Origin of the sequence: Cellulomonas sp. H30R-01 (assembly GCF_010119915.1) — a bacterium.
GTDB classification, from domain to species: domain Bacteria; phylum Actinomycetota; class Actinomycetes; order Actinomycetales; family Cellulomonadaceae; genus Cellulomonas; species Cellulomonas algicola.
Map to the genome: position 1 here is coordinate 1,620,497 of NZ_CP048210.1, position 18,340 is coordinate 1,638,836.

The window sequence follows — 18,340 nt, forward strand, 5'->3', positions numbered from 1 at the left end:
GCTCGTATGGTCGCAGCCTCCCGGGTTCATCCCCGGGAGGCCGCGCCTGTCTCAGTCGTCCTCGAGCTCCGCCATGACCTCGTCGGAGGCGTCGAAGTTGGCGTAGACGTTCTGCACGTCGTCCGAGTCCTCGAGCGCGTCGATGAGGCGCAGGATCTTGCGCGCGCCCTCGGCGTCGACCTCGATCTGCGTCGACGGCCAGAAGACCACGTCGGCGGAGTCGTACTCGATGCCGGCGTCCTGCAGCGACGTGCGGACGGGCACCAGGTCGGTCGCCTCGCTCAGCACCTCGAACGACTCGCCGAGGTCGTTGACCTCCTCGCCGCCCGCGTCGAGGACCGCCTCCATGACGGCATCCTCGTCGGTGCCCTCCTTGGGGACGATGACGACGCCCTTGCGGCTGAAGATGTACGACACCGAGCCCGGGTCGGCCATCTGGCCGCCGTTGCGGGTGAACGCGACGCGCACGTCGGACGCGGCGCGGTTGCGGTTGTCGGTGAGGCACTCCACCAGCACCGCGATGCCGCCGGGGCCGTAGCCCTCGTACATGATCGTCTGGTAGTCGGCGCCGCCGGCCTCCTGGCCGGACCCGCGCTTGAGGGCGCGGTCGATGTTGTCGTTCGGGACCGACGACTTCTTCGCCTTCTGGATGGCGTCGAACAGCGTCGGGTTGCCCGCGGGGTCACCACCGCCCGTGCGGGCGGCCACCTCGATGTTCTTGACCAGCTTCGCGAAGAGCTTGCCGCGCTTCGCGTCGACGACGGCCTTCTTGTGCTTGGTGGTGGCCCACTTGGAATGACCCGACATCGGCTCTGCCTACCCCTGGCTCTCGCGGACGATCTCGACGAACAGACGGTGCACCCGGGTGTCGCCCGTGACCTCCGGATGGAAGGACGTCACGAGGACGGGCCCCTGGCGGACCGCGACGATCCTACCGGCGGCCGGGCCCGACTCGACGCGCCCGACGACCTCGGCGGCCGGACCGACCTCCTCGACCCACGGCGCACGGATGAAGACGGCGTGCAGTGGCCCGTCCTCGACGCCCTCGATCGTGAGGTCCGTCTCGAACGAGTCGACCTGCCGCCCGAACGCGTTGCGCCGCACCGTGACGTCCACGCCACCGAGCGTCTGCTGGCCCTCGATCCCGCCGAGCACCCGGTCGGCGAGCAGGATCATGCCCGCGCAGGACCCGTACGCGGGCATCCCGTCGCGCAACCGGCGCTGCACGGGCTCGAACAGGTCGAACGCGCGCAGCAGCTTGTCGATCGTCGTCGACTCGCCGCCCGGGATGACCAGCGCGTCGACGGCGTCCAGCTCGCGCTCCCGACGGACGGGGACGGCGTGGGCCCCCTCGGTCGTGAGGGCGGCGACGTGCTCGCGCACGTCGCCCTGCAGGGCGAGCACTCCGACGGTCACGGTCACGACGGGCGATCCTAGTTCGCCGCGGCGAACCGTTCCGCGCCCGCCCGGCTGCCGGTCAGGTCGTCGGCGGACGGCTCCGCGACGGCGGCGACGAGGTGCGCGAGGCCCGCGAGCAGCACGTCGGGTGCCGCGGCGAGGCTGACGCGCACCTGGCCGTGCGCCGACGGACCGAACGTCGACCCGGGGGCGACGGCGACGTGGCGCTCGGCGAGCAGCCGCAGCGCGAACGCGTCGGTGTCCGGCGTCCCGACGTCGACCATGAGGTAGAACGCACCGTCGGGACGCACGTAGCCGAGCCCCGCGGCGTCGAGGACCGCGACCGCGGCGTCGCGCCGCGCCCGGTACTGCGCGACCGCCTCGGTCACCACGTCCTGGGGGCCGGTGAGCGCGGCGAGCGCCGCGTGCTGCCCGGGCGCCGACGGGCACGCGATCGTCGCCTCGGCGACGTGCCCGATCGTCTCGACCAGGTCGTGGCGCGGCGTCGCGAGGAACCCCGTGCGCCACCCGGTCATGGCGTACGTCTTCGACAGGCTGTGCTGGACGACGACCCGGCCGTCGGTGTCGAAGGCGGCCGGGCTGACGTGGGTCGCGCCGAACGTCACGGCCTCGTAGCACTCGTCGGAGAGCACCCACAGGTCGTGCCGGCGCGCGACGTCCACGAGCCCGGCGACGACGTCGGCCGGGTACACCGCGCCGGTCGGGTTGTTGGGCGAGCACACGACGATCGCACGCGTCCGCGGTCCCACGGCGGCCTCGACGTCGGCGACGTCGGGCACGAAGCCCCGCTCGGCCGACGTCGGGTACGTCCGGACGACCGCGCCCACGGAGATCGCGGCCATCGCCCAGTTCGGGAACATCGGGTCGGGCAGCAGGACCTCGTCACCGGGACCGAGCAGCGCGGCCATCGTCATGGTGAGCCCGTGCATCGCGCCGTGCGTCACGACGACGTCGTCGTGGTGCGTCGTGCGGCCGCTGACGCGCGTGACCCGCTCCGCGGCGACCTCGCGCAGCTCGGCGAGGCCCGTGCTCGCGGTGTAGCCGGCGCGCCCGTCGTGGGCGGCACGCGCGGCGGCCTCGACGACGTGCGCGGGCGGCGCGGTGTCGGGCTCGCCGATCTCGAGGTGGAGCGCCTCCGGGTCGCGGTGCGCGAGCTCCATCAGGGTGCGGATGCCGCTGCGGGGGATGTGCAGCGTCGGGGACGTCGGGGCCAGGGTGGGCATGCTCTCGACCGTACACAGTCGACGTTACTGGTCAGTACCCCCTGGGGGATGACGACGACCGCGCCGCTCCCCCGCCCCGGCGTCGCACCGCTCAGTGCTCGTGCGCGAGACCCAGGTGCCGCACCGTGCCGTCCCACCCCGCCGCGAGGTCCTGCACCAGGGCCGCGAGCCCGACGGGGAACACCTCGATCTCGACCGCGGCGAGCTCGTCGAGCGGCCACCAGCGGAGCTCGTCGAGCACCCCGGCCTCGAGCTCGGTCCACCCCTCGCGGCTCAGCTCGCCGACGTCCGCCGAGCGGACCCGGGCGAGGTACAGGTCCTCGTCCTGGCGGCAGTGCTGCGCGAAGAAGTCGAAGATCGCCGACCGCGTCAGCACCGGACCCTGCAGCGCCGCCGGGTCCAGCACGATGCCCGTCTCCTCACGCAGCTCACGGAGCGCGGCGGTGCGCGAATCCTCGCCGTCGTCGATGCCGCCGCCGACCGTGAACCACCAGCTGCGCTCGGGCTGGTCGACGTCGTGCCCGCGCATGAGCAGCACGCGGTCGGCCTCGTCGAGCAGGATCACGCGCGCGGCGCGCCGGAACAGCAGGCCGTCCGGGCCGGGACGCCACTCGGGCCCGAGCCCGTGCACGGGTCCCCCGCCGTCGGCGTGACCGCGCGCCGCCACGGTTCCCTCGGCGCCTGCGGACACCGCCGCGTCCGCACCCGCAGGCGCCGTCGCCGGCTCGGGCGCCCCGGGCAGGCCGAGGGCCGCGGACGACGTCACGCCGTCCGCGGCCCTGGGTCCGTGCAGGTCGGAGGTCACCAGCCCCGCTCGGCGAGACGGTGCGGCACGGGCACGTCGTCGACGTTGATGCCGACCATGGCCTCGCCGAGGCCGCGGGAGACCTTCGCGACGACGTCCGGGTCGTCGAAGAAGGTGGTCGCCTTGACGATCGCGGCGGCGCGCTCGGCCGGGTTGCCGGACTTGAAGATGCCCGACCCGACGAAGACGCCCTCCGCGCCGAGCTGCATCATCATCGCGGCGTCGGCCGGGGTCGCGATGCCGCCCGCGGTGAACAGGACGACGGGCAGCTTGCCGGCGGTCGCGACCTCCTTGACGAGGTCGAACGGCGCCTGGAGCTCCTTGGCGGCGAGGTACAGCTCGTCCTCGGGGAGCGACGTCAGGCGGCGGATCTCGTCGCGCAGCGTGCGCATGTGCGTCGTCGCGTTCGACACGTCGCCCGTGCCGGCCTCGCCCTTCGAGCGGATCATCGCGGCGCCCTCGGTGATGCGGCGCAGCGCCTCGCCCAGGTTGGTCGCCCCGCAGACGAAGGGGACGGTGAACGCCCACTTGTCGATGTGGTGCGCGTAGTCGGCGGGCGTCAGGACCTCGGACTCGTCGACGTAGTCGACGCCGAGCGACTGCAGCACCTGCGCCTCGACGAAGTGGCCGATGCGCGCCTTCGCCATCACCGGGATGGAGACGGCCTCGATGATGCCGTCGATGAGGTCCGGGTCGCTCATGCGCGCGACGCCGCCCTGCGCACGGATGTCGGCCGGGACGCGCTCGAGCGCCATGACGGCGACGGCACCCGCGTCCTCGGCGATCTTCGCCTGCTCCGCGGTGACGACGTCCATGATCACGCCGCCCTTGAGCATCTCCGCCATGCCGCGCTTGACCCGCGCGGTGCCGACGGTCGGCTCCTGCGTCGTGGTGGTCGGCTGGGTGTTCTCGCTGGTCACGTCGAGCCTCACATGATGTGGTGCGGGTGGAGGGCCGGGCGTCGGCCCGTGCTCCCATCGTAGTCGCTCGCCGAGCGGCTCCCCGGCGCCGTCCAGTCCCCGGGCCGGGGTGTGGTGCGTCTCTCAGACCGCGGTGGACGGCCCCGCGACGCCCGGCCCGGTCGGCCCGCCGACACGCCCCTCGGACGCGCGTGCGCCGGGCCGCCCGAGCGCCGCGGGCCACTCGTCGTCGAGCTCGAGCGTGCGCGGCGCGGGCGCGTGCCCGGCGAGACGGAAGAGCCGCACGAGCGGGCCGCGCCGCGCGCGCAGCGTCTGGGCCACGGCCTCGTTGTGGAACCGTCGCGCGAGCTGCACGCGGTACCAGGCGGACCCGAGGCTGCCGAGCAGCTCGTCCCCGTCCGGGTCGGCACGCAGTGCGGCGACGTCGTCGGGGTCGCCGAGCGCCTCGCGCAGGGTCGCGGACAGCTCGCTCTCGACACGACCGCGCGCGTCGGGGTCCCCCGACGACGACGCCGCCTCCTCCGAGAGCAGCTCGCGCATCCCCGGCGGCAGCGCGCCGGCGTCGTTGGTCGACGTGCCGGTCGACAGGGACGCCCACGCGGCCTCCGCCACCAGCACCGAGCTCACGGGGTCGAGCTGCCCCGACGTCGCGAGACCCGCGGCGACGGTCGCCCGGCGCAGGAGCTGGGCCTCGACGACCGCGCGCGACGCGGCGACCTTGCGGTGCAGGCGGTCGAGCCGCGACGCGGCGACCCACGCCCACCACAGGCCGAGCGCCACCACCAGGACGACGACGACCGTGACCTCGGACCAGCTCACCGCTCACCCCACGACCGGCGCAGCTCGAGGAGCCGCGCACCCCGCACCGACGACGGGTCCTCGCCGACCGGCGCGTCCCGTCCGGCGACGACCATCTCGTACACCGCGTGCACCTGGTCGGTCACGACCGACCAGTCGTACCTCCGCACCGACGTGCGTGCCGTCTCGACGACGCGGGCGCGCAGGTCCGCGTCCCGCAGCACGCGCACGAGCGTGCGGGCGAGGTCCTCGCTGTCGCCCGTGCGGAACAGGACGCCCGCGGCGCCGTCGTCGAGCACGCGCGAGAACGCACCGAGGTCGCTCGCGACCACCGCCGTACCCGCGCTCATCGCCTCGACGAGCACGATGCCGAAGCTCTCGCCGCCCGTCTGGGGCGCGCAGTACACGTCGACGGACGCGAGGAGCCGCGCCTTGTCCTCGTCGGAGACCCCGCCGAGGAACTCGACGGCGCCCGCACGGTCGCCCAGCACCTCGCGCGCCTGCTCCGGCCCGGAGTCACCACGGCCGGCGACCAGGAACCGTGCGCCCGGCAGCTCGTCGAGCACGCGCCCCACGGCGCCGAGCAGCACGGGCAGGCCCTTGCGCGACTCGTCGAGCCGGCCCAGGAACGCGACCGTCGGCGCGGACGGCGTGCCCGTCCAGCGCGCGTCCGGGCGCGCCTGCGCGAACGCGTCGACGTAGACCCCGTTCGGGATGACGACCGCGTCGCCCCCGAGGTGCTCGACGAGCGTGCGGCGGGCGTCCTCCGACACCGCGATGCGCGCGGAGATCTTCTCGAGCGACTGCCGGACGAGGGGGTACGCGACCTGCATCGAGCGCGACCGCACCTGCGAGGTGTGGAACGTCGCGACGACGGGCCCGTCGGCGATCCACAGCGCGAGCATGCTGAGGCTCGGCGTCACGGGCTCGTGGAGGTGCAGCACGTCGAACTGCCCCGCGGCCAGCCACTTGCGCACGCGCGCGGCGGTCATCGGCCCGAACGTCAGGCGCGCGACCGAGCCGTTGTAGCGGACCGGCACGGCCTTGCCGGCGGCCGTGAGGTACGGCGGGACGGGCGTGTCGTCGTCGGCGGGCGCGAGCACCGAGACCTCGTGGCCACGTGCCAGGAGGGCCTCGGCGAGGTCGCGCACGTGGAACTGCACGCCGCCGGGCACGTCGAACGAGTACGGGCAGACGATCCCGACGCGGAGCCGGCGCCCGTCGCCGCGCCCCCGGCCGAGCCTCACGACCCGCCGCCCTCGGACGCCGCGACCGTGGCCGCGTACCTCGCCGGGTCGAGGTCGTCGACGAACACGCGCTGCAGCATGTGCCAGTCCTGCGGGTACTGCCGGATGCCGTCGGCCACCGCGTCGACCCACGCCTGGGTCATGACGCGGATCTGCTCGGCCCGGGGCAGGCCCTCCGGCACGGGCACCACCGGGCTGAACTCGATCGTGACGCCCCACGGCGAACCCGCGGCCCGTCGCCGGGCGCCGCGCAGCCGCTCGTAGCGGACGAGGACGGGGAACAGCGGGACGCCGGTCGACACCGCGAGCGCCGCCGGGCCGGCCGCGACGCGCGCGCGGTGCCCGAAGAGGTCGACCTCCACGCCCTTCGCGGTGAGGTCACGGTCCGCGAGCAGCGGGATCACGGCGGCGTTCCCCCGCGCGGCGCGGATGAGGTCGCGGAACACGTCCCCACCGCCCGACAGCGGGATGATCCGCAGCCCGATGCTCTCGCGGAACGCGACGAACTCCTGGAACAGCTCCTCGGGCTCGAGGCGCTCGGCCACCGTCGTCACGGGGGCGAGGTGCCGGGTGGCCCAGGCACCCGCGAGGTCCCAGTTCCCGACGTGGCCCAGCGCCATGAGGATCGGGCCGTCGGCGTCGAGGTACGGCTGCGCGCGCTCGCGGTGCACGGCGCGCACCCGCGCGTCGACCTGCTCCTGCGAGACGCCGACCAGCGCGAACGCCTCGGTGAAGTACCGCATGTAGGAGCGCATGCCGGCGCGGCTCAGGCGACGCAGGGCGCGCGCGTCGAGGTCGGGCCGCGCCCGCCCGAGGTTCTTCTCGAGGCGCCGGACCCCGCCGCCGCGGCGCAGCCACGTCACGTCGGCGGCGAGCCTCGCGGCACCGCGCAGGACGGGGCCGGGCACCTTGCCGGCGTACCGCCACGCGAGCCGGTAGAGACGGGCGACGTCGAGGTTCACTCGGTCACCCCGACGGCCTGGCGGTGGACCTTGGCCATCCGCTGCACGACGGTCACCGCCGACGCGACGGCGAGGAGCCCGAGGACGACGGTCAGCACGACGGGCGGTGCTCCGAGCCCGACGGCGGCGGTCGCGACGAGCGCGACGAGCAGGCGGTCCGCGCGCTCGGCGATGCCGCCGGACGCGGTCATGCCGAGCCCCTCCGCGCGGGCGCGGGCATAGGGCACGACCGAGCCGAGGACGAGGCACGTCAGCGCGAGCACGGCCACGACCTCGTCGTCGCCGCGCCCGAAGAACCACAGGACGAGGCCCGCGAAGATCGCGCCGTCGCCGAACCGGTCGAGCGTCGAGTCGAGGAACGCCCCCCACGGTCCGGAACGGCCGGACTGCCGCGCCATGACGCCGTCGAGGGAGTCGGTGAGCGCGAACAGCCCGATGAGGAGCGCGCCGAGGAACAGGTGGCCCGTCGGGAAGGCCCACAGCGCCGTGACGACCACGACGAGGGTGCCCGCGATCGTCACGGCGTCGGGCGAGACGCCCAGGCGCAGCAGCGCGGACGCGAGGGGCGTGAGGACGCGTTGCATCGCGCCCCGGAGTCGGTTCAGCACGTGCCGGTCATCCCTTCGCGTCCACGTCGGCCCCGGTGCCGCCGTTCTCGGCGCCCGGCCAGGCCGCCGCGAGCCGTGCGCGCGTGTCGCCGAGCAGCTCGGGCAGCGCACGGCTGCGCCCGACGATCGGCAGGAAGTTCGAGTCGCCGCCCCAGCGCGGCACGACGTGCTGGTGCAGGTGCGCGGCGATCCCGGCGCCTGCGACGTCGCCCTGGTTCATGCCGAGGTTGAAGCCGTGCGGCCCCGACACCGCGCGCAGCACGCGCATCGCGGTCTGCGTGAGGGCGCCGACCTCGGCGACCTCGGCGTGCGTCAGGTCCGTGTAGTCGGCGACGTGGCGGTACGGGCAGACGAGCACGTGCCCCGAGTTGTAGGGGTACAGGTTCATGACGACGTAGGCGGTCTCGCCGCGCGCGACGACGAGCCCGTCCTCGTCGGACAGCGACGGGATGCGGCAGAAGGGGCACCCGGGGCCGGCGTGCGCGTCGGTCGGCTTGTCCTGACCGCCGATGTACGCCATGCGATGGGGTGTCCAGAGCCGCTCGAAACCGTCCGGCACGCCCGCGAGATCGTCCGGCCGGTCGGTCCCGGCGGCACCGGGGCTCGCGACGACGCCGTCGTGCGCGGCCCCGGCACCGGGGTCGGTGGTGCTCACGGGTCAGACCTGCGCGCGCTCGCGCACGGCCGTGACGATCCGCTGGACCGCCTCGGCGACGGGCACGCCGTTGTCCTGGCGGCCGTCGCGGTACCGGAACGAGACGGCGCCCGCGTCGGCGTCCTCGCCACCGGCGATGAGCACGAACGGGATCTTCTGCGTCGACGCGTTGCGGATCTTCTTGCCGAACCGGTCGTCGGAGCGGTCGACCTCCGCGCGGATGCCCTCCGCCCGCAGCTGCACGACGACGTCCTCGAGGTAGGGCTCGAACGGCTCGGCGACCGGGACGGCGAGGACCTGGACGGGTGCGAGCCAGGCGGGGAACGCGCCCGCGTAGTGCTCGGTGAGGACCGCGAAGAACCGCTCGATCGAGCCGAACAGCGCGCGGTGGATCATGACGGGCCGCTGGCGCGACCCGTCGGGCGCGGTGTACTCGAGCTCGAACAGCTCGGGCAGGTTGAAGTCGAGCTGGATCGTCGACATCTGCCAGGTCCGCCCGATCGCGTCCTTGGCCTGCACGGAGATCTTCGGGCCGTAGAACGCGGCGCCGCCCGGGTCGGGCACGAGGTCGAGGCCGGACGCCTCGGCGACCTGACGCAGCGTCTCGGTCGCCTCCTCCCAGACGTCGTCCGAGCCCACGAACTTGTCGGGGTTCTTGGTCGACAGCTCGAGGTAGAAGTCGTCGAGGCCGTAGTCCTTGAGCAGGTCGAGGACGAAGGTGAGCAGGCTCGCCAGCTCGTCCTTCATCTGCTCCTTCGTGCAGTAGATGTGGGCGTCGTCCTGCGTGAACCCGCGCGCGCGGGTCATGCCGTGGATCACGCCCGACTTCTCGTACCGGTAGACCGTGCCGAACTCGAACAGCCGCAGCGGCAGCTCGCGGTAGGACCGGCCGCGCGAGCGGTAGATGAGGTTGTGCATGGGGCAGTTCATCGGCTTGAGGTAGTAGTTCTGCCCCTGCCGCTTGACGTTCCCCTCCTCGTCGAGCTCCTCGTCGAGGTGCATCGGGGGGTACATGCCGTCCGAGTACCAGTCGAGGTGCCCGGAGAGCTGGAACAGCCGCTCCTTGGTGATGTGCGGGGTGTTGACGAACGAGTAGCCCGACTCGACGTGCCGCTTGCGCGAGTACGCCTCCATCTCCATGCGGATGAGCCCGCCCTTGGGGTGGAACACCGCGAGGCCGGACCCGATCTCGTCCGGGAAGGAGAACAGGTCGAGCTCGTTGCCGAGCCGGCGGTGGTCACGCCGCTCCGCCTCGGCCACGCGGTCGAGGTACGCCTTGAGCTCGTCCTTGGTCGGCCACGCGGTGCCGTAGACGCGCTGCAGCTGCGGGTTCTTCTCGCTCCCCCGCCAGTACGCGGCGGCGGAGCGGGTGAGCTGGAACCCGTTGCCGAGCGCGCGGGTCGACGGCACGTGCGGGCCCCGGCACAGGTCCTGCCAGACGACCTGCTCGCTCTCGCGACCGGCGCCGCGCACGTTCTGGTAGATGCTCAGCCCGCCGAGGCCGACCTCGACCGACGCGCCGTCGGCCGCGGCCGGGTCGCCCTTGAGGCCGATGAGCTCGAGCTTGTACGGCTCGTCCTTCAGCTCCTCGCGCGCCTGCGCCTCGGTGACGTCCCACCGGCGGAAGGTCTGCCCCTCCTTGACGATGCGCCCCATGACCTTCTCGATCGCGCGCAGGTCCTCGGGCGTGAACGGGGTGTCGACGTCGAAGTCGTAGTAGAAGCCGTCGGTCACGGGCGGCCCGATGCCGAGCTTCGCCTTGGGGTTGATCTCCTGGACCGCCTGCGCGAGCACGTGCGCCGCGGAGTGCCGCAGCACGGCGAGCCCCTCGGGGTCGGCCGCGGTGACGCCCTCGACGACGGCGCCGTCGGGCACCGGGAGGTGCAGGTCGCGGAGCTCGCCGTCGACGCGCGCGACGAGCACGTCACGGCGGTCGGCGAAGAGCTGCGTGCCCGTGGTCCCCGGCTCGGCGGTCGTGGCGGTGCCGTCGACGGTGAGGTGGATGAGCTCGGGCACGGGTGCTGCCTCCTTGGGTGGGTGCCGGCCGGGCGGCGGGCCCCTCGATGCTACCGGCGCGCGACGACGCGACCGGCCGTGATTCCCCTGCGCACGGTCCTGCGCGCGGGGCCGCACGACGCGCCTTCTCGCCGCGGTTGCGGTGGGCCGAACGGGTGAACCTCGCGCGAGGTGTCGTGCGGGCGGCGATCCCGCGCCACGGCCCGGGACGGCGAAGGCCCCGACCAGCGGACTCGCCGGTCGGGGCCTTCGGTGGTGGGCGATACTGGGTTCGAACCAGTGACCTCCTCGGTGTGAACGAGGCGCTCTACCACTGAGCCAATCGCCCGTGACCTCGCCCGGGGGCGACGTCGAAGAGGATGCTACCCAACCTGCGGCCAGATTCCGAACCGGCTTCCGGTCCGCGGAGGGCGTCGTGGACGATACCGTTATCGACACGGGACCACGAAACGGCCGCTCTCGCCGACGAGGGTGATGGCACAGGTCCCTCCGGGTGAACTCGCGCCCGGGACCGGTCCAATCGGGCATCTGTCCTGCCATGATGGGACCTCCAGCCCTAGCGAGACAGGAGGACCCGATGACGCAGTCGTCGTACGACGTCGTCGAGGTCGTCGCCATGCAGCTGATCGGCTCCGACGCGAGCGTGATCCCGGTCAGCGCCGAGCTCTCCTTCCGCACGTCGGACCCGTACACGGTGCGCGCGGTCTTCACCGGACCCCACACCATGTCGACGTGGCTCCTCGGCCGCGAGCTGCTGTCCCTCGGGATGCTCGCCTCGGCCGACGCGCCCGCAGGGACCGGCGACGTGCAGGTGTGGCGCGACGAAGACCCCGACTACACGCTCGTGTCGCTGAACGGGGTCGAGGGCAGCGCCCTGCTCGCCGCGCCGACCGAGCCCATCACCCGCTTCCTCGCCTCGACGGAGGCTCTCGTCCCGCTGGGATCCGAGAGCGCCCGCATGGAGAGCGAGATCACGGCCCTGATCGCAGCGCTGCTCACGGCCTGACCGCAGCACCACCGACCGGTCCCGCCCGCACGGGCGGGGCCGGTCGTCGTGTGTCCGGACAGGTGCACGCCGACACCGCCGCAGCACCCGGTCGCCCTCAGCCGCCCTTGCTGCCCCGCGCGGCCCGGCGACGATCGGCCGATGCGGATCGACCCTCCCACGCCGGGCGGAGCGACCTGCGCCGCAGCACCGGCCTCACGGGTCGAGGTCGCGCCCCACGTGCTCCTGGAACAGCCGCTGGGCGGCGAGCGACAGCGGTCCCGCCGCCACGTCGACCGCGTCGACGCGGACCGTCGGGGCGATGTTGCGGATCGAGCCGCTGAGCAGCAGGTGGGCGTCGCCCGCGACGACCTCGTCGAGCACCTCGTAGGGCAGCTCGCCGGGCTCGGCCTCGCGGACGGGCATGCCGTCGGCGGCGCCCCACTCGAGCAGCAGCTCGCGTGTGATGCCCGCGAGGCAGCCGCTCGACAGCGGCGGCGTCACGAGCTCTCCGCCGCGCTCCACGAACACGTTGGAGCCCGTGCCCTCGCACAGGTCGCCGACGGTGTTCGCGAGGACCGCCTCGTCGGCGCCCTGCCGGTACGCCTCGGCGAGCGCCACGACGTTCTCCGCGTACGACGTCGTCTTGAGGCCCGCGACCGCGGACCGCTCGTTGCGCACCCACGGGACGCGGGCGACACGCGAGTCCTGCGCGCGCGTCGCCGGGCCCGCGAGCACGACCAGGGTCTGCCGCTGCTCCTCGGGGTCGAACCGGTGCGAGCCCAGCGGGCCCGGGCCGCCGGTGAGCGTGATGCGCAGGCGGCCCGCGTCACCGGCGACCGCGAGCACCTCGTCCACGGCCGTGCGCACCTCGTCGAGGTCGGGCTCGCCGAGGCCGAGGCCCAGCGCGGAGCGCCGCAGCCGGCGCAGGTGCCGCGTCAGCGCGAAGGCCTGACCCTCGTAGACCGCGCACGTCTCGAAGACGCCGTCGCCGACCGTCAGGCCGTGGTCGACACCGGTGACGAGCGGGTCGGTGGGCTCGCGCAGCGCACCGTCGGACCAGATCACGACGCTCATCGCGCCAGTGTCGCACCCCGTGCGGGAACGGGCGCGCAGGTCACCTCGACGCGAGCGCCACGAGCCGCCGCGCCTTGAGGGCCGTCTCCGCCCACTCGGCGTCCGGGTCGCTCCCCCACGTGATGCCCGCCCCCGTGCCGAACCGCAGCACGCCGTCGCGCCACCAGAACGTCCGGATGCCGACCGCGAGCTCGGCGCGCACGGATCCGTCGTCGCCGACCTCGACCCAGCCGACCGCGCCGCAGTACGGCCCGCGGGGTGCGGACTCGAGCGCCCGGATGAGGTCGAGCGCGGCCAGCTTGGGCGCACCCGACACCGACCCGGGCGGGTACGTCGCGTCGAGCAGGCGGGCCCACAGGTCGGGAGCCTCCGCCACCACGGGGTCGAGCGTGCCCTGCACCGTCGACACGAGGTGCACGAGGCCTGGGTGCTGCTCCTCGCGGAGCAGCGTCGTCACCTCGACCGTGCCCGGCCGGCACACGCGCTGCAGGTCGTTGCGCACGAGGTCGGTGATCATGACGTTCTCTGCCCGGTCCTTCGCGGTGAGGCCGTCGACGGTCACCGCGGTCCCCTTGATCGGCGCCGACGTCACGACGCCGTCCTCGACGCGCAGGAACAGCTCCGGGGACGCGCTCACGACCCACACCGGATCGACGCCGCCGCCCCGAGGCACGTGGACACCACCCGCAAAGGGCGCCGGGTTCCCCGCGGCGAGCACCGCGGCCAGCGCGTGCGCGTCCGGCTCGCCGCCGTCGTCACCCGACGCGAGCGGCGCCGACAGCACCCGGCAGAGGTTCGCCTGGTACACCTCCCCCTCGGCCACCGCCGACCGGACGCGCTCGACCGCGCCGCGGTACGCGTCCTCCCCCATCGACGACACCCAGTCGGACACCTGTGGCCCGCGCCACACCAGGTCGTGCCGGCGCGCGACGCGACGCGACACGTCGGCGAAGCGCCAGGCCCGCACCGGACCCTCGAACTCCCCCACGACGGCCCACCAGCCCGGCGTCCGCAGGCGTTCCGGCTGGTCACGGACGTTCACGGCCTCGACGACATCCGACGCCTCGACGTCGCCGAACCACGCGGTCCCGGGGCTGACGGAGGGCTGCTCGTGCACCCGCACACGGTAGCGAGACGCCCGCACGACCCCGCAGATCCGCATGATCACCGGCCTCGGGGAGCCAGTTGGACTCTGGCCGGAAGACTCGGTTAGAGTCTGGGACGCACACGGAACGCCGGTGAGAAACCGGGGGACGTGCAGCGCGGACGTGGCTCAGTGGTAGAGCATCACCTTGCCAAGGTGAGGGTCGCGGGTTCGAATCCCGTCGTCCGCTCGGAGGCAGACACTCCTGATCGACTGGTTCTCAGTCGCTGAGGACTGCGGTCTCAGGGTGGAGTGGCCGAGAGGCGAGGCAGCGGCCTGCAAAGCCGTATACGTGGGTTCGAATCCCATCTCCACCTCGCAGCATGTCCCCCCACGGGCGATTGGCGCAGCGGTAGCGCGCTTCCCTGACACGGAAGAGGTCACTGGTTCGATCCCAGTATCGCCCACCAGCATCACAGCACGACTGAGGGCCGTCACCGGGCAACCGGGGCGGCCCTCAGTCGTGCGTGCGCCCGTCGACGTCGCGGACGGCGTCCGACGACGGAGCACGCCGGGCGGGTTCAGCGCAGCGTGACCGGGAACGGCCCGCCGACCGCGATCCGTGGTGACGGGGAGAGGTCCGGTGCGCCGGCGGCGAGGAGCACGGAGTAGACGTACAGGCCGTACGTGCCGGGCGCCACGTCCTCGTCGCTGTCGGCGGTGGGGCACGTCGCGAACCACTGGGACACCTCAGGCGAAGGCGTCCTGCACGAGGTCCTCGGCGTCCCGGAGGTCACCGGTCAGCAGGTACGCGTACGCGCACAGCGACGCCCGCACTCGCGCGCCACGACGCCCATGACGTCGTCGCTGCGCTGGCGCGCGTCGTCCATGTCGTCCTCTCCGCCGCAGTGGTGCACCACCTTCCACCACCGAGGACGGACCGGGTGGCAGAAACGTTGTGACCGCCCGCCGTCCTGTCGTCAGCGGTGCCGCTCGGGCCGCGCGCCCGACGTCCTGCGCGCGACCGTCGCCGGGCGCCGGGTCCCGTCCGTGCGGGCGCGGTCGAGCGGCAGCGGTCGTCACGCGGTCATCAGGACCTTGAGGGCGTGCGTGTCGGCCGCGCTGCCGAACGTCCGGTAGGCGGAGAGCACGTCGGACAGCGCGAACCGGTGCGTCACGAACGCCTCCACCGGCAGCTTCCCCGCGGCGACGAGGCGCAGCAGCATCGGCAGGGTCGTGGTGTTCACGAGGCCCGTGGTGATCGTGATGTTCCGGATCCACAGGTCCTGCAGCGCGAGCTCGACCGGCCGGCCGTGCACGCCCACGTTGGCGACGTGCCCGCCGGGACGCACCAGCTCGGTGCACATCGTGAACGTCTCCGGGACGCCGACGCACTCGATCGCGACGTCGACGCCCGATCCGTCGGTGACGCCCATGATCTCGGCCTTCCAGTCCGCTCCGGCGTCGACCGAGAGCGTGGCTCCGAGCTCCTTGGCGACGTCGAGACGGTGCTGGTCGCGGTCGACCGCGACGACCTGCGCCGCGCCGTGCAGCGCGCACGTCGCGACTGCAGCGAGCCCGACCGGTCCCGCGCCCACGACGGCCACCGTGTCGCCGGGCCGGACGTGCCCGTACTGCACGCCGATCTCGAAACCCGTCGGCAGGATGTCGGACAGCAGGACGGCGAGCTCGTCCGGCACGGACGCCGGCAGGGCGTGCAGCGAGGTGTCGGCGAACGGCACCCGCACGAGCTCCGCCTGGGTGCCGTCGACGAGGTGGCCCAGGACCCATCCGATCCCGGACGCACCTTCGGGCGCCAGGCAGTGCGACGGGTTCTGGCTCCGGCAGTACGTGCACACGCCGCACCCGCTGATGCACGACACGACGACCCGGTCCCCCACCGCGTGCCGCTGCACACCGCCGCCCACCGCGACGATCGTGCCGACACCCTCGTGGCCCAGGACGCGTCCGTCCGTCACGGCCGGCACGTCGCCCTTGAGGATGTGCAGGTCGGTGCCGCAGATCGTCGTGGCCTCCATGCGCACGACCGCGTCCGTCGGCTCGACCAGGTGCGCGTCCGGGACCTCCTCCCACGCGATCCGGCCCGGACCGTGGAACACGAGCGCCTTCATGGCCCCTCCCCTCCCGACGCACAGGCACCGTCGCCTGCACCTCTCCAGCGTCGTCCCGCCGGGGGCGGTCCGGGCAGGGCCGATGGTCCCCAGGCGCCGCACCAGGGGCGTGACGGCACCGGGAGTCCCGGGAGGATCAGCGCGAGTAGACCCAGTGCCACGGCTCGCGTGGCGTGTCCTCCTCGAAGCCGTACGTGCCGGCGTTGGCGCGCATCCACGCCTGGGCGCGGTCGTCGAGCGCGAGGTCGAGCGCGAGCCCCCAGCCGTGCGGGCTCGTCCCGGGCGCGGCGGCGAGGCCGCCCTGCGAGTACAGGCCCTTGCGCGCGGCGACGTCGACCTGCGCGTCGTAGGAGCGGTAGGAGTCGGTGATGCCGATCCGCACGCCGTCGCGTGCGGCCGCTGCCGTGAGGTCGCCGAACGCCTGAGCGGCGGGTGCCCAGAGCCGGTGGCCGGTCGAGCCGACCGAGGCGAGCGCGTCGGGCGGGATCCGGCCGTTGCCGTACCGCGCGAGGTCCACCGGGACGCCGGACGCGTCGCGTGCGGTCGACGTCGCCTGCGCCTGGGTCACCGCCGTCTCGAGCGCGGCCGCGAACGTGGTCGCCGTCGGCGAGGCGGTCGTCGCAGGGGTGCGGGGCGCCACCGGTGCGGGCGCGACGGCCTGCAGGCTGCCGCGGATCTCCGCCATGCGCTGGGCGATGCCCATGATCGCGTCCATGGTCCTCCTTCCCCTGAGTCGATCGACCGGAGGTCTGCGGGGTTGAGGGGTGCGGCGGGCGAACGTCGCCACCGGTCGCCGACGCGCGGCCCGGCGCCCGTCGCGCGGCGGGGCCCTCCCGGCCGACCGGATGAGGTTGCGCCGTTCCCGGGCGCGCCGCCGCCGCGGGGCGGACCACTCCACCTACCGTCGCCCGGTGCCCGCTCCGACCGAGGCGCCGTCCGTCGACCGGCGCCGACCGCCCCACACGCGCCGCGGCGTCGCCGTCCTCGTGACGGCCGCGCTGCTGCTCCCGCTGCACGCCGCGACCGGCGCGGCGGACGACCTGGACGACCGTCGGCGTTCCGCGCAGGAGCAGGCCGATGGCGCTCGGCAGCGGACCGACGACCTGCGGGCATCGGCCGAAGGGCTGTCGGCGGACCTCGCGCAGGCCGTCGCGGAGCTCGCCGAGACGGAGGCGCGCCTCCCCGCCGCTCAGGAGCAGCTGCGCGAGGCGCAGGCGACGCTCGACGGCGCGGAGCGCCGCGCGGAGATCCTGGCGGCACGCGTCGTCGACGCCCGCGAGCAGCAGTCGGCGCTGCGCGACGGCCTCGCGCGGACCACCGCCCGCGACGGCGAGGTGCGCGCCGCGATCGGACAGCTCGCCCGGCAGGCGCAGCGCGGCGGCGCCGGCGCCTCGGGACTGGCGGTCGTGCTCGACGCCGAGGACCTGGACGAGTTCAGCTCCCGGATGCAGGCGCTCGAGACGGCGCAGCGCAGCCAGGACCGGCTGCTCGAGGAGCTGACGACGCTCGCAGCCGCCACGCGCCACCACGAGGCGCGGCTCGCGGCGGTCGGGGACCGGATCGGGGAGCTGCGCGCCGAGGCCGACGCGGAGGTCGTGCGCGCCGACCTCGCCCGCGCGGACGCCGCGGCGCGGGAGGCGGAGATCACGCGCCTGCTCGCGGAGCAGGAGGCCACGCGCCGGCGGCTGGGCGACATGACGGCGCAGGCCGAGGCCGAGGCAGCGGCGGCGGACCGCGAGCGCGCCGCGATCGAGGCGGAGCTCGCCGGCATCATCGCCGAGCAGCAGCGGGTCGCCGCCGAGCAGGAGCGGATCCGGGTCGAGCAGGAGCGGGTCCGCGCCGAGCAGGAGCGTGCCCGTGCGGAGGAGGCGGCGAAGGCCGGTCAGCAGCCGCCGCAACCGCAGGCACCGCCTGCCGCGCAGCCGGCCCCGCCGCCGGCGTCGGGTGCCTCGGGACCGGTGTTCACGAACCCGACGTCGATCACCCCGATGTACGTGACGTCGAGCTACGGCATGCGGCTGCACCCGATCCTCGGCTACACGCGGCTGCACGCGGGGATCGACCTGCGGACGTACTGCGGCACGCCGTTGTACGCGCCGCGCGACGCGGTCGTGCGGTGGTCGCAGTGGCGCAACGGGTTCGGCAACCAGGTGATGCTCGACCACGGCTCGGTCGACGGGCAGTCGCTGATGAGCAGCCTCAACCACCTGACGCGCTCCACGGTCGCGGCCGGGCAGCGCGTGCGTCGCGGCGACCTCGTGGGCTACTCGGGCAACACCGGGCTGTCCGGCGCGTGCCACCTGCACTTCGAGGTGTACCGGAACGGGTCGACGGTCAACCCGGCTCCGCTGCTCGGCCGGTAGCCGCACGGCGCCGTGGTGGGTCAGCAGGCGCGCGAGCGCGAGCACG

18 protein-coding genes and 4 tRNA genes are annotated in these 18,340 nt (G+C 74.0%); 5 read left to right on the top strand and 17 right to left on the bottom strand.

Annotation, left to right across the window (positions count from 1 at the left end; all coding sequences use genetic code 11):
* Positions 1-51: 51 nt before the first annotated feature.
* From GXP71_RS07095 to GXP71_RS07150, 12 genes are all read right to left on the bottom strand, one after another.
* The gene (locus GXP71_RS07095; protein WP_162352087.1) at positions 52-807 is read right to left on the bottom strand and encodes a YebC/PmpR family DNA-binding transcriptional regulator; all 756 of its coding nucleotides are present in this window, start codon (positions 805-807) and stop codon (positions 52-54) included.
* Between the two features lie 9 nt (positions 808-816).
* Positions 817-1,422, bottom strand: a complete 606-nt coding sequence (pdxT, locus tag GXP71_RS07100) for a pyridoxal 5'-phosphate synthase glutaminase subunit PdxT (protein WP_162352088.1) — start codon at positions 1,420-1,422, stop codon at positions 817-819.
* A gap of 11 nt (positions 1,423-1,433) precedes the next feature.
* Positions 1,434-2,642 (bottom strand): pyridoxal phosphate-dependent aminotransferase, encoded by a 1,209-nt coding sequence (locus GXP71_RS07105; protein ID WP_162352089.1) that lies wholly within the window; start codon positions 2,640-2,642, stop codon positions 1,434-1,436.
* A 91-nt stretch (positions 2,643-2,733) separates the two neighbouring features.
* On the bottom strand, positions 2,734-3,309 hold the full coding sequence (locus GXP71_RS07110; RefSeq protein WP_370521013.1) for an NUDIX hydrolase: 576 nt from the start codon (positions 3,307-3,309) through the stop codon (positions 2,734-2,736).
* Positions 3,310-3,443: 134 nt separating this feature from the next.
* Positions 3,444-4,292 (bottom strand): pyridoxal 5'-phosphate synthase lyase subunit PdxS, encoded by an 849-nt coding sequence (gene pdxS / locus GXP71_RS07115; protein ID WP_238402729.1) that lies wholly within the window; start codon positions 4,290-4,292, stop codon positions 3,444-3,446.
* Between the two features lie 198 nt (positions 4,293-4,490).
* Positions 4,491-5,186: a hypothetical protein gene (locus GXP71_RS07120; protein ID WP_162352091.1), complete on the bottom strand. Its 696-nt coding sequence runs from the start codon at positions 5,184-5,186 to the stop codon at positions 4,491-4,493.
* Positions 5,183-6,412 carry a glycosyltransferase family 4 protein gene (locus tag GXP71_RS07125; protein ID WP_162352092.1) on the bottom strand — a complete coding sequence of 410 codons (1,230 nt, stop codon included), beginning with the start codon at positions 6,410-6,412 and terminating at the stop codon, positions 5,183-5,185. Before GXP71_RS07125 ends, GXP71_RS07120 begins: the two co-directional genes overlap by 4 nt.
* A complete protein-coding gene (locus GXP71_RS07130; protein ID WP_162352093.1) occupies positions 6,409-7,374 on the bottom strand; it encodes a phosphatidylinositol mannoside acyltransferase in 966 nt (321 codons plus the stop codon). The genes GXP71_RS07125 and GXP71_RS07130 overlap by 4 nt, the downstream gene beginning before the upstream one ends.
* Complete coding sequence (pgsA, locus tag GXP71_RS07135) at positions 7,371-7,982, bottom strand: phosphatidylinositol phosphate synthase (RefSeq protein WP_162352094.1); 612 nt, start codon at positions 7,980-7,982, stop codon at positions 7,371-7,373. The genes GXP71_RS07130 and pgsA overlap by 4 nt, the downstream gene beginning before the upstream one ends.
* A 7-nt stretch (positions 7,983-7,989) precedes the next feature.
* Positions 7,990-8,637, bottom strand: a complete 648-nt coding sequence (locus GXP71_RS07140; RefSeq protein WP_370520996.1) for an HIT domain-containing protein — start codon at positions 8,635-8,637, stop codon at positions 7,990-7,992.
* A 3-nt stretch (positions 8,638-8,640) separates the two neighbouring features.
* Positions 8,641-10,653, bottom strand: a complete 2,013-nt coding sequence (gene thrS / locus GXP71_RS07145; protein ID WP_162352095.1) for a threonine--tRNA ligase — start codon at positions 10,651-10,653, stop codon at positions 8,641-8,643.
* Positions 10,654-10,906: 253 nt separating this feature from the next.
* Positions 10,907-10,981: transfer RNA gene (locus GXP71_RS07150), tRNA-Val, on the bottom strand.
* Between the two features lie 249 nt (positions 10,982-11,230).
* On the opposite strand from GXP71_RS07150, the gene GXP71_RS07155 reads away from it, so the two are divergent.
* Positions 11,231-11,659 (top strand): SsgA family sporulation/cell division regulator, encoded by a 429-nt coding sequence (locus tag GXP71_RS07155; RefSeq protein WP_124344144.1) that lies wholly within the window; start codon positions 11,231-11,233, stop codon positions 11,657-11,659.
* A gap of 195 nt (positions 11,660-11,854) precedes the next feature.
* On the opposite strand, the gene GXP71_RS07160 is transcribed toward GXP71_RS07155, so the two are convergent.
* Positions 11,855-12,715 carry an aminotransferase class IV gene (locus GXP71_RS07160; RefSeq protein WP_162352096.1) on the bottom strand — a complete coding sequence of 287 codons (861 nt, stop codon included), beginning with the start codon at positions 12,713-12,715 and terminating at the stop codon, positions 11,855-11,857.
* 40 nt (positions 12,716-12,755) lie between these two features.
* Positions 12,756-13,832 carry a chorismate-binding protein gene (locus GXP71_RS07165; RefSeq protein ID WP_238402669.1) on the bottom strand — a complete coding sequence of 359 codons (1,077 nt, stop codon included), beginning with the start codon at positions 13,830-13,832 and terminating at the stop codon, positions 12,756-12,758.
* Positions 13,833-13,977: 145 nt separating this feature from the next.
* On the opposite strand from GXP71_RS07165, the gene GXP71_RS07170 reads away from it, so the two are divergent.
* From GXP71_RS07170 to GXP71_RS07180, 3 genes are all read left to right on the top strand, one after another.
* Positions 13,978-14,049, top strand: a tRNA-Gly gene (locus GXP71_RS07170).
* A gap of 56 nt (positions 14,050-14,105) precedes the next feature.
* Positions 14,106-14,176: transfer RNA gene (locus GXP71_RS07175), tRNA-Cys, on the top strand.
* 18 nt (positions 14,177-14,194) lie between these two features.
* Positions 14,195-14,269 (top strand) — tRNA-Val (locus GXP71_RS07180).
* A gap of 111 nt (positions 14,270-14,380) precedes the next feature.
* On the opposite strand, the gene GXP71_RS07185 is transcribed toward GXP71_RS07180, so the two are convergent.
* The 3 genes from GXP71_RS07185 to GXP71_RS07195 all read right to left on the bottom strand — a co-directional run bounded on the left by GXP71_RS07185 (position 14,381) and on the right by GXP71_RS07195 (position 16,646).
* Entirely contained in the window at positions 14,381-14,548 is a 168-nt protein-coding gene (locus tag GXP71_RS07185) for a hypothetical protein (protein ID WP_160142931.1), read from the bottom strand.
* A gap of 330 nt (positions 14,549-14,878) precedes the next feature.
* Complete coding sequence (locus GXP71_RS07190; protein WP_162352097.1) at positions 14,879-15,931, bottom strand: zinc-dependent alcohol dehydrogenase family protein; 1,053 nt, start codon at positions 15,929-15,931, stop codon at positions 14,879-14,881.
* Positions 15,932-16,067: 136 nt separating this feature from the next.
* Positions 16,068-16,646: a D-alanyl-D-alanine carboxypeptidase family protein gene (locus GXP71_RS07195; protein WP_162352098.1), complete on the bottom strand. Its 579-nt coding sequence runs from the start codon at positions 16,644-16,646 to the stop codon at positions 16,068-16,070.
* A 196-nt stretch (positions 16,647-16,842) separates the two neighbouring features.
* Between GXP71_RS07195 and GXP71_RS07200 the strand changes: the two genes are divergently transcribed.
* On the top strand, positions 16,843-18,294 hold the full coding sequence (locus GXP71_RS07200) for a M23 family metallopeptidase (protein ID WP_238402670.1): 1,452 nt from the start codon (positions 16,843-16,845) through the stop codon (positions 18,292-18,294).
* The last annotated feature ends 46 nt before the right edge of the window (positions 18,295-18,340 follow it).

Coding starts and splice junctions, on each gene's coding strand:
- GXP71_RS07095 (WP_162352087.1), bottom strand. CDS start 807: ATGTCGGGTCATTCCAAGTGGGCCACCACCAAGCACAAGAAGGCCGTC.
- GXP71_RS07105 (WP_162352089.1), bottom strand. CDS start 2,642: ATGCCCACCCTGGCCCCGACGTCCCCGACGCTGCACATCCCCCGCAGC.
- pdxS (WP_238402729.1), bottom strand. CDS start 4,292: ATGGCGGAGATGCTCAAGGGCGGCGTGATCATGGACGTCGTCACCGCG.
- GXP71_RS07155 (WP_124344144.1), top strand. CDS start 11,231: ATGACGCAGTCGTCGTACGACGTCGTCGAGGTCGTCGCCATGCAGCTG.
- GXP71_RS07160 (WP_162352096.1), bottom strand. CDS start 12,715: ATGAGCGTCGTGATCTGGTCCGACGGTGCGCTGCGCGAGCCCACCGAC.
- GXP71_RS07190 (WP_162352097.1), bottom strand. CDS start 15,931: ATGAAGGCGCTCGTGTTCCACGGTCCGGGCCGGATCGCGTGGGAGGAG.
- GXP71_RS07195 (WP_162352098.1), bottom strand. CDS start 16,646: ATGGACGCGATCATGGGCATCGCCCAGCGCATGGCGGAGATCCGCGGC.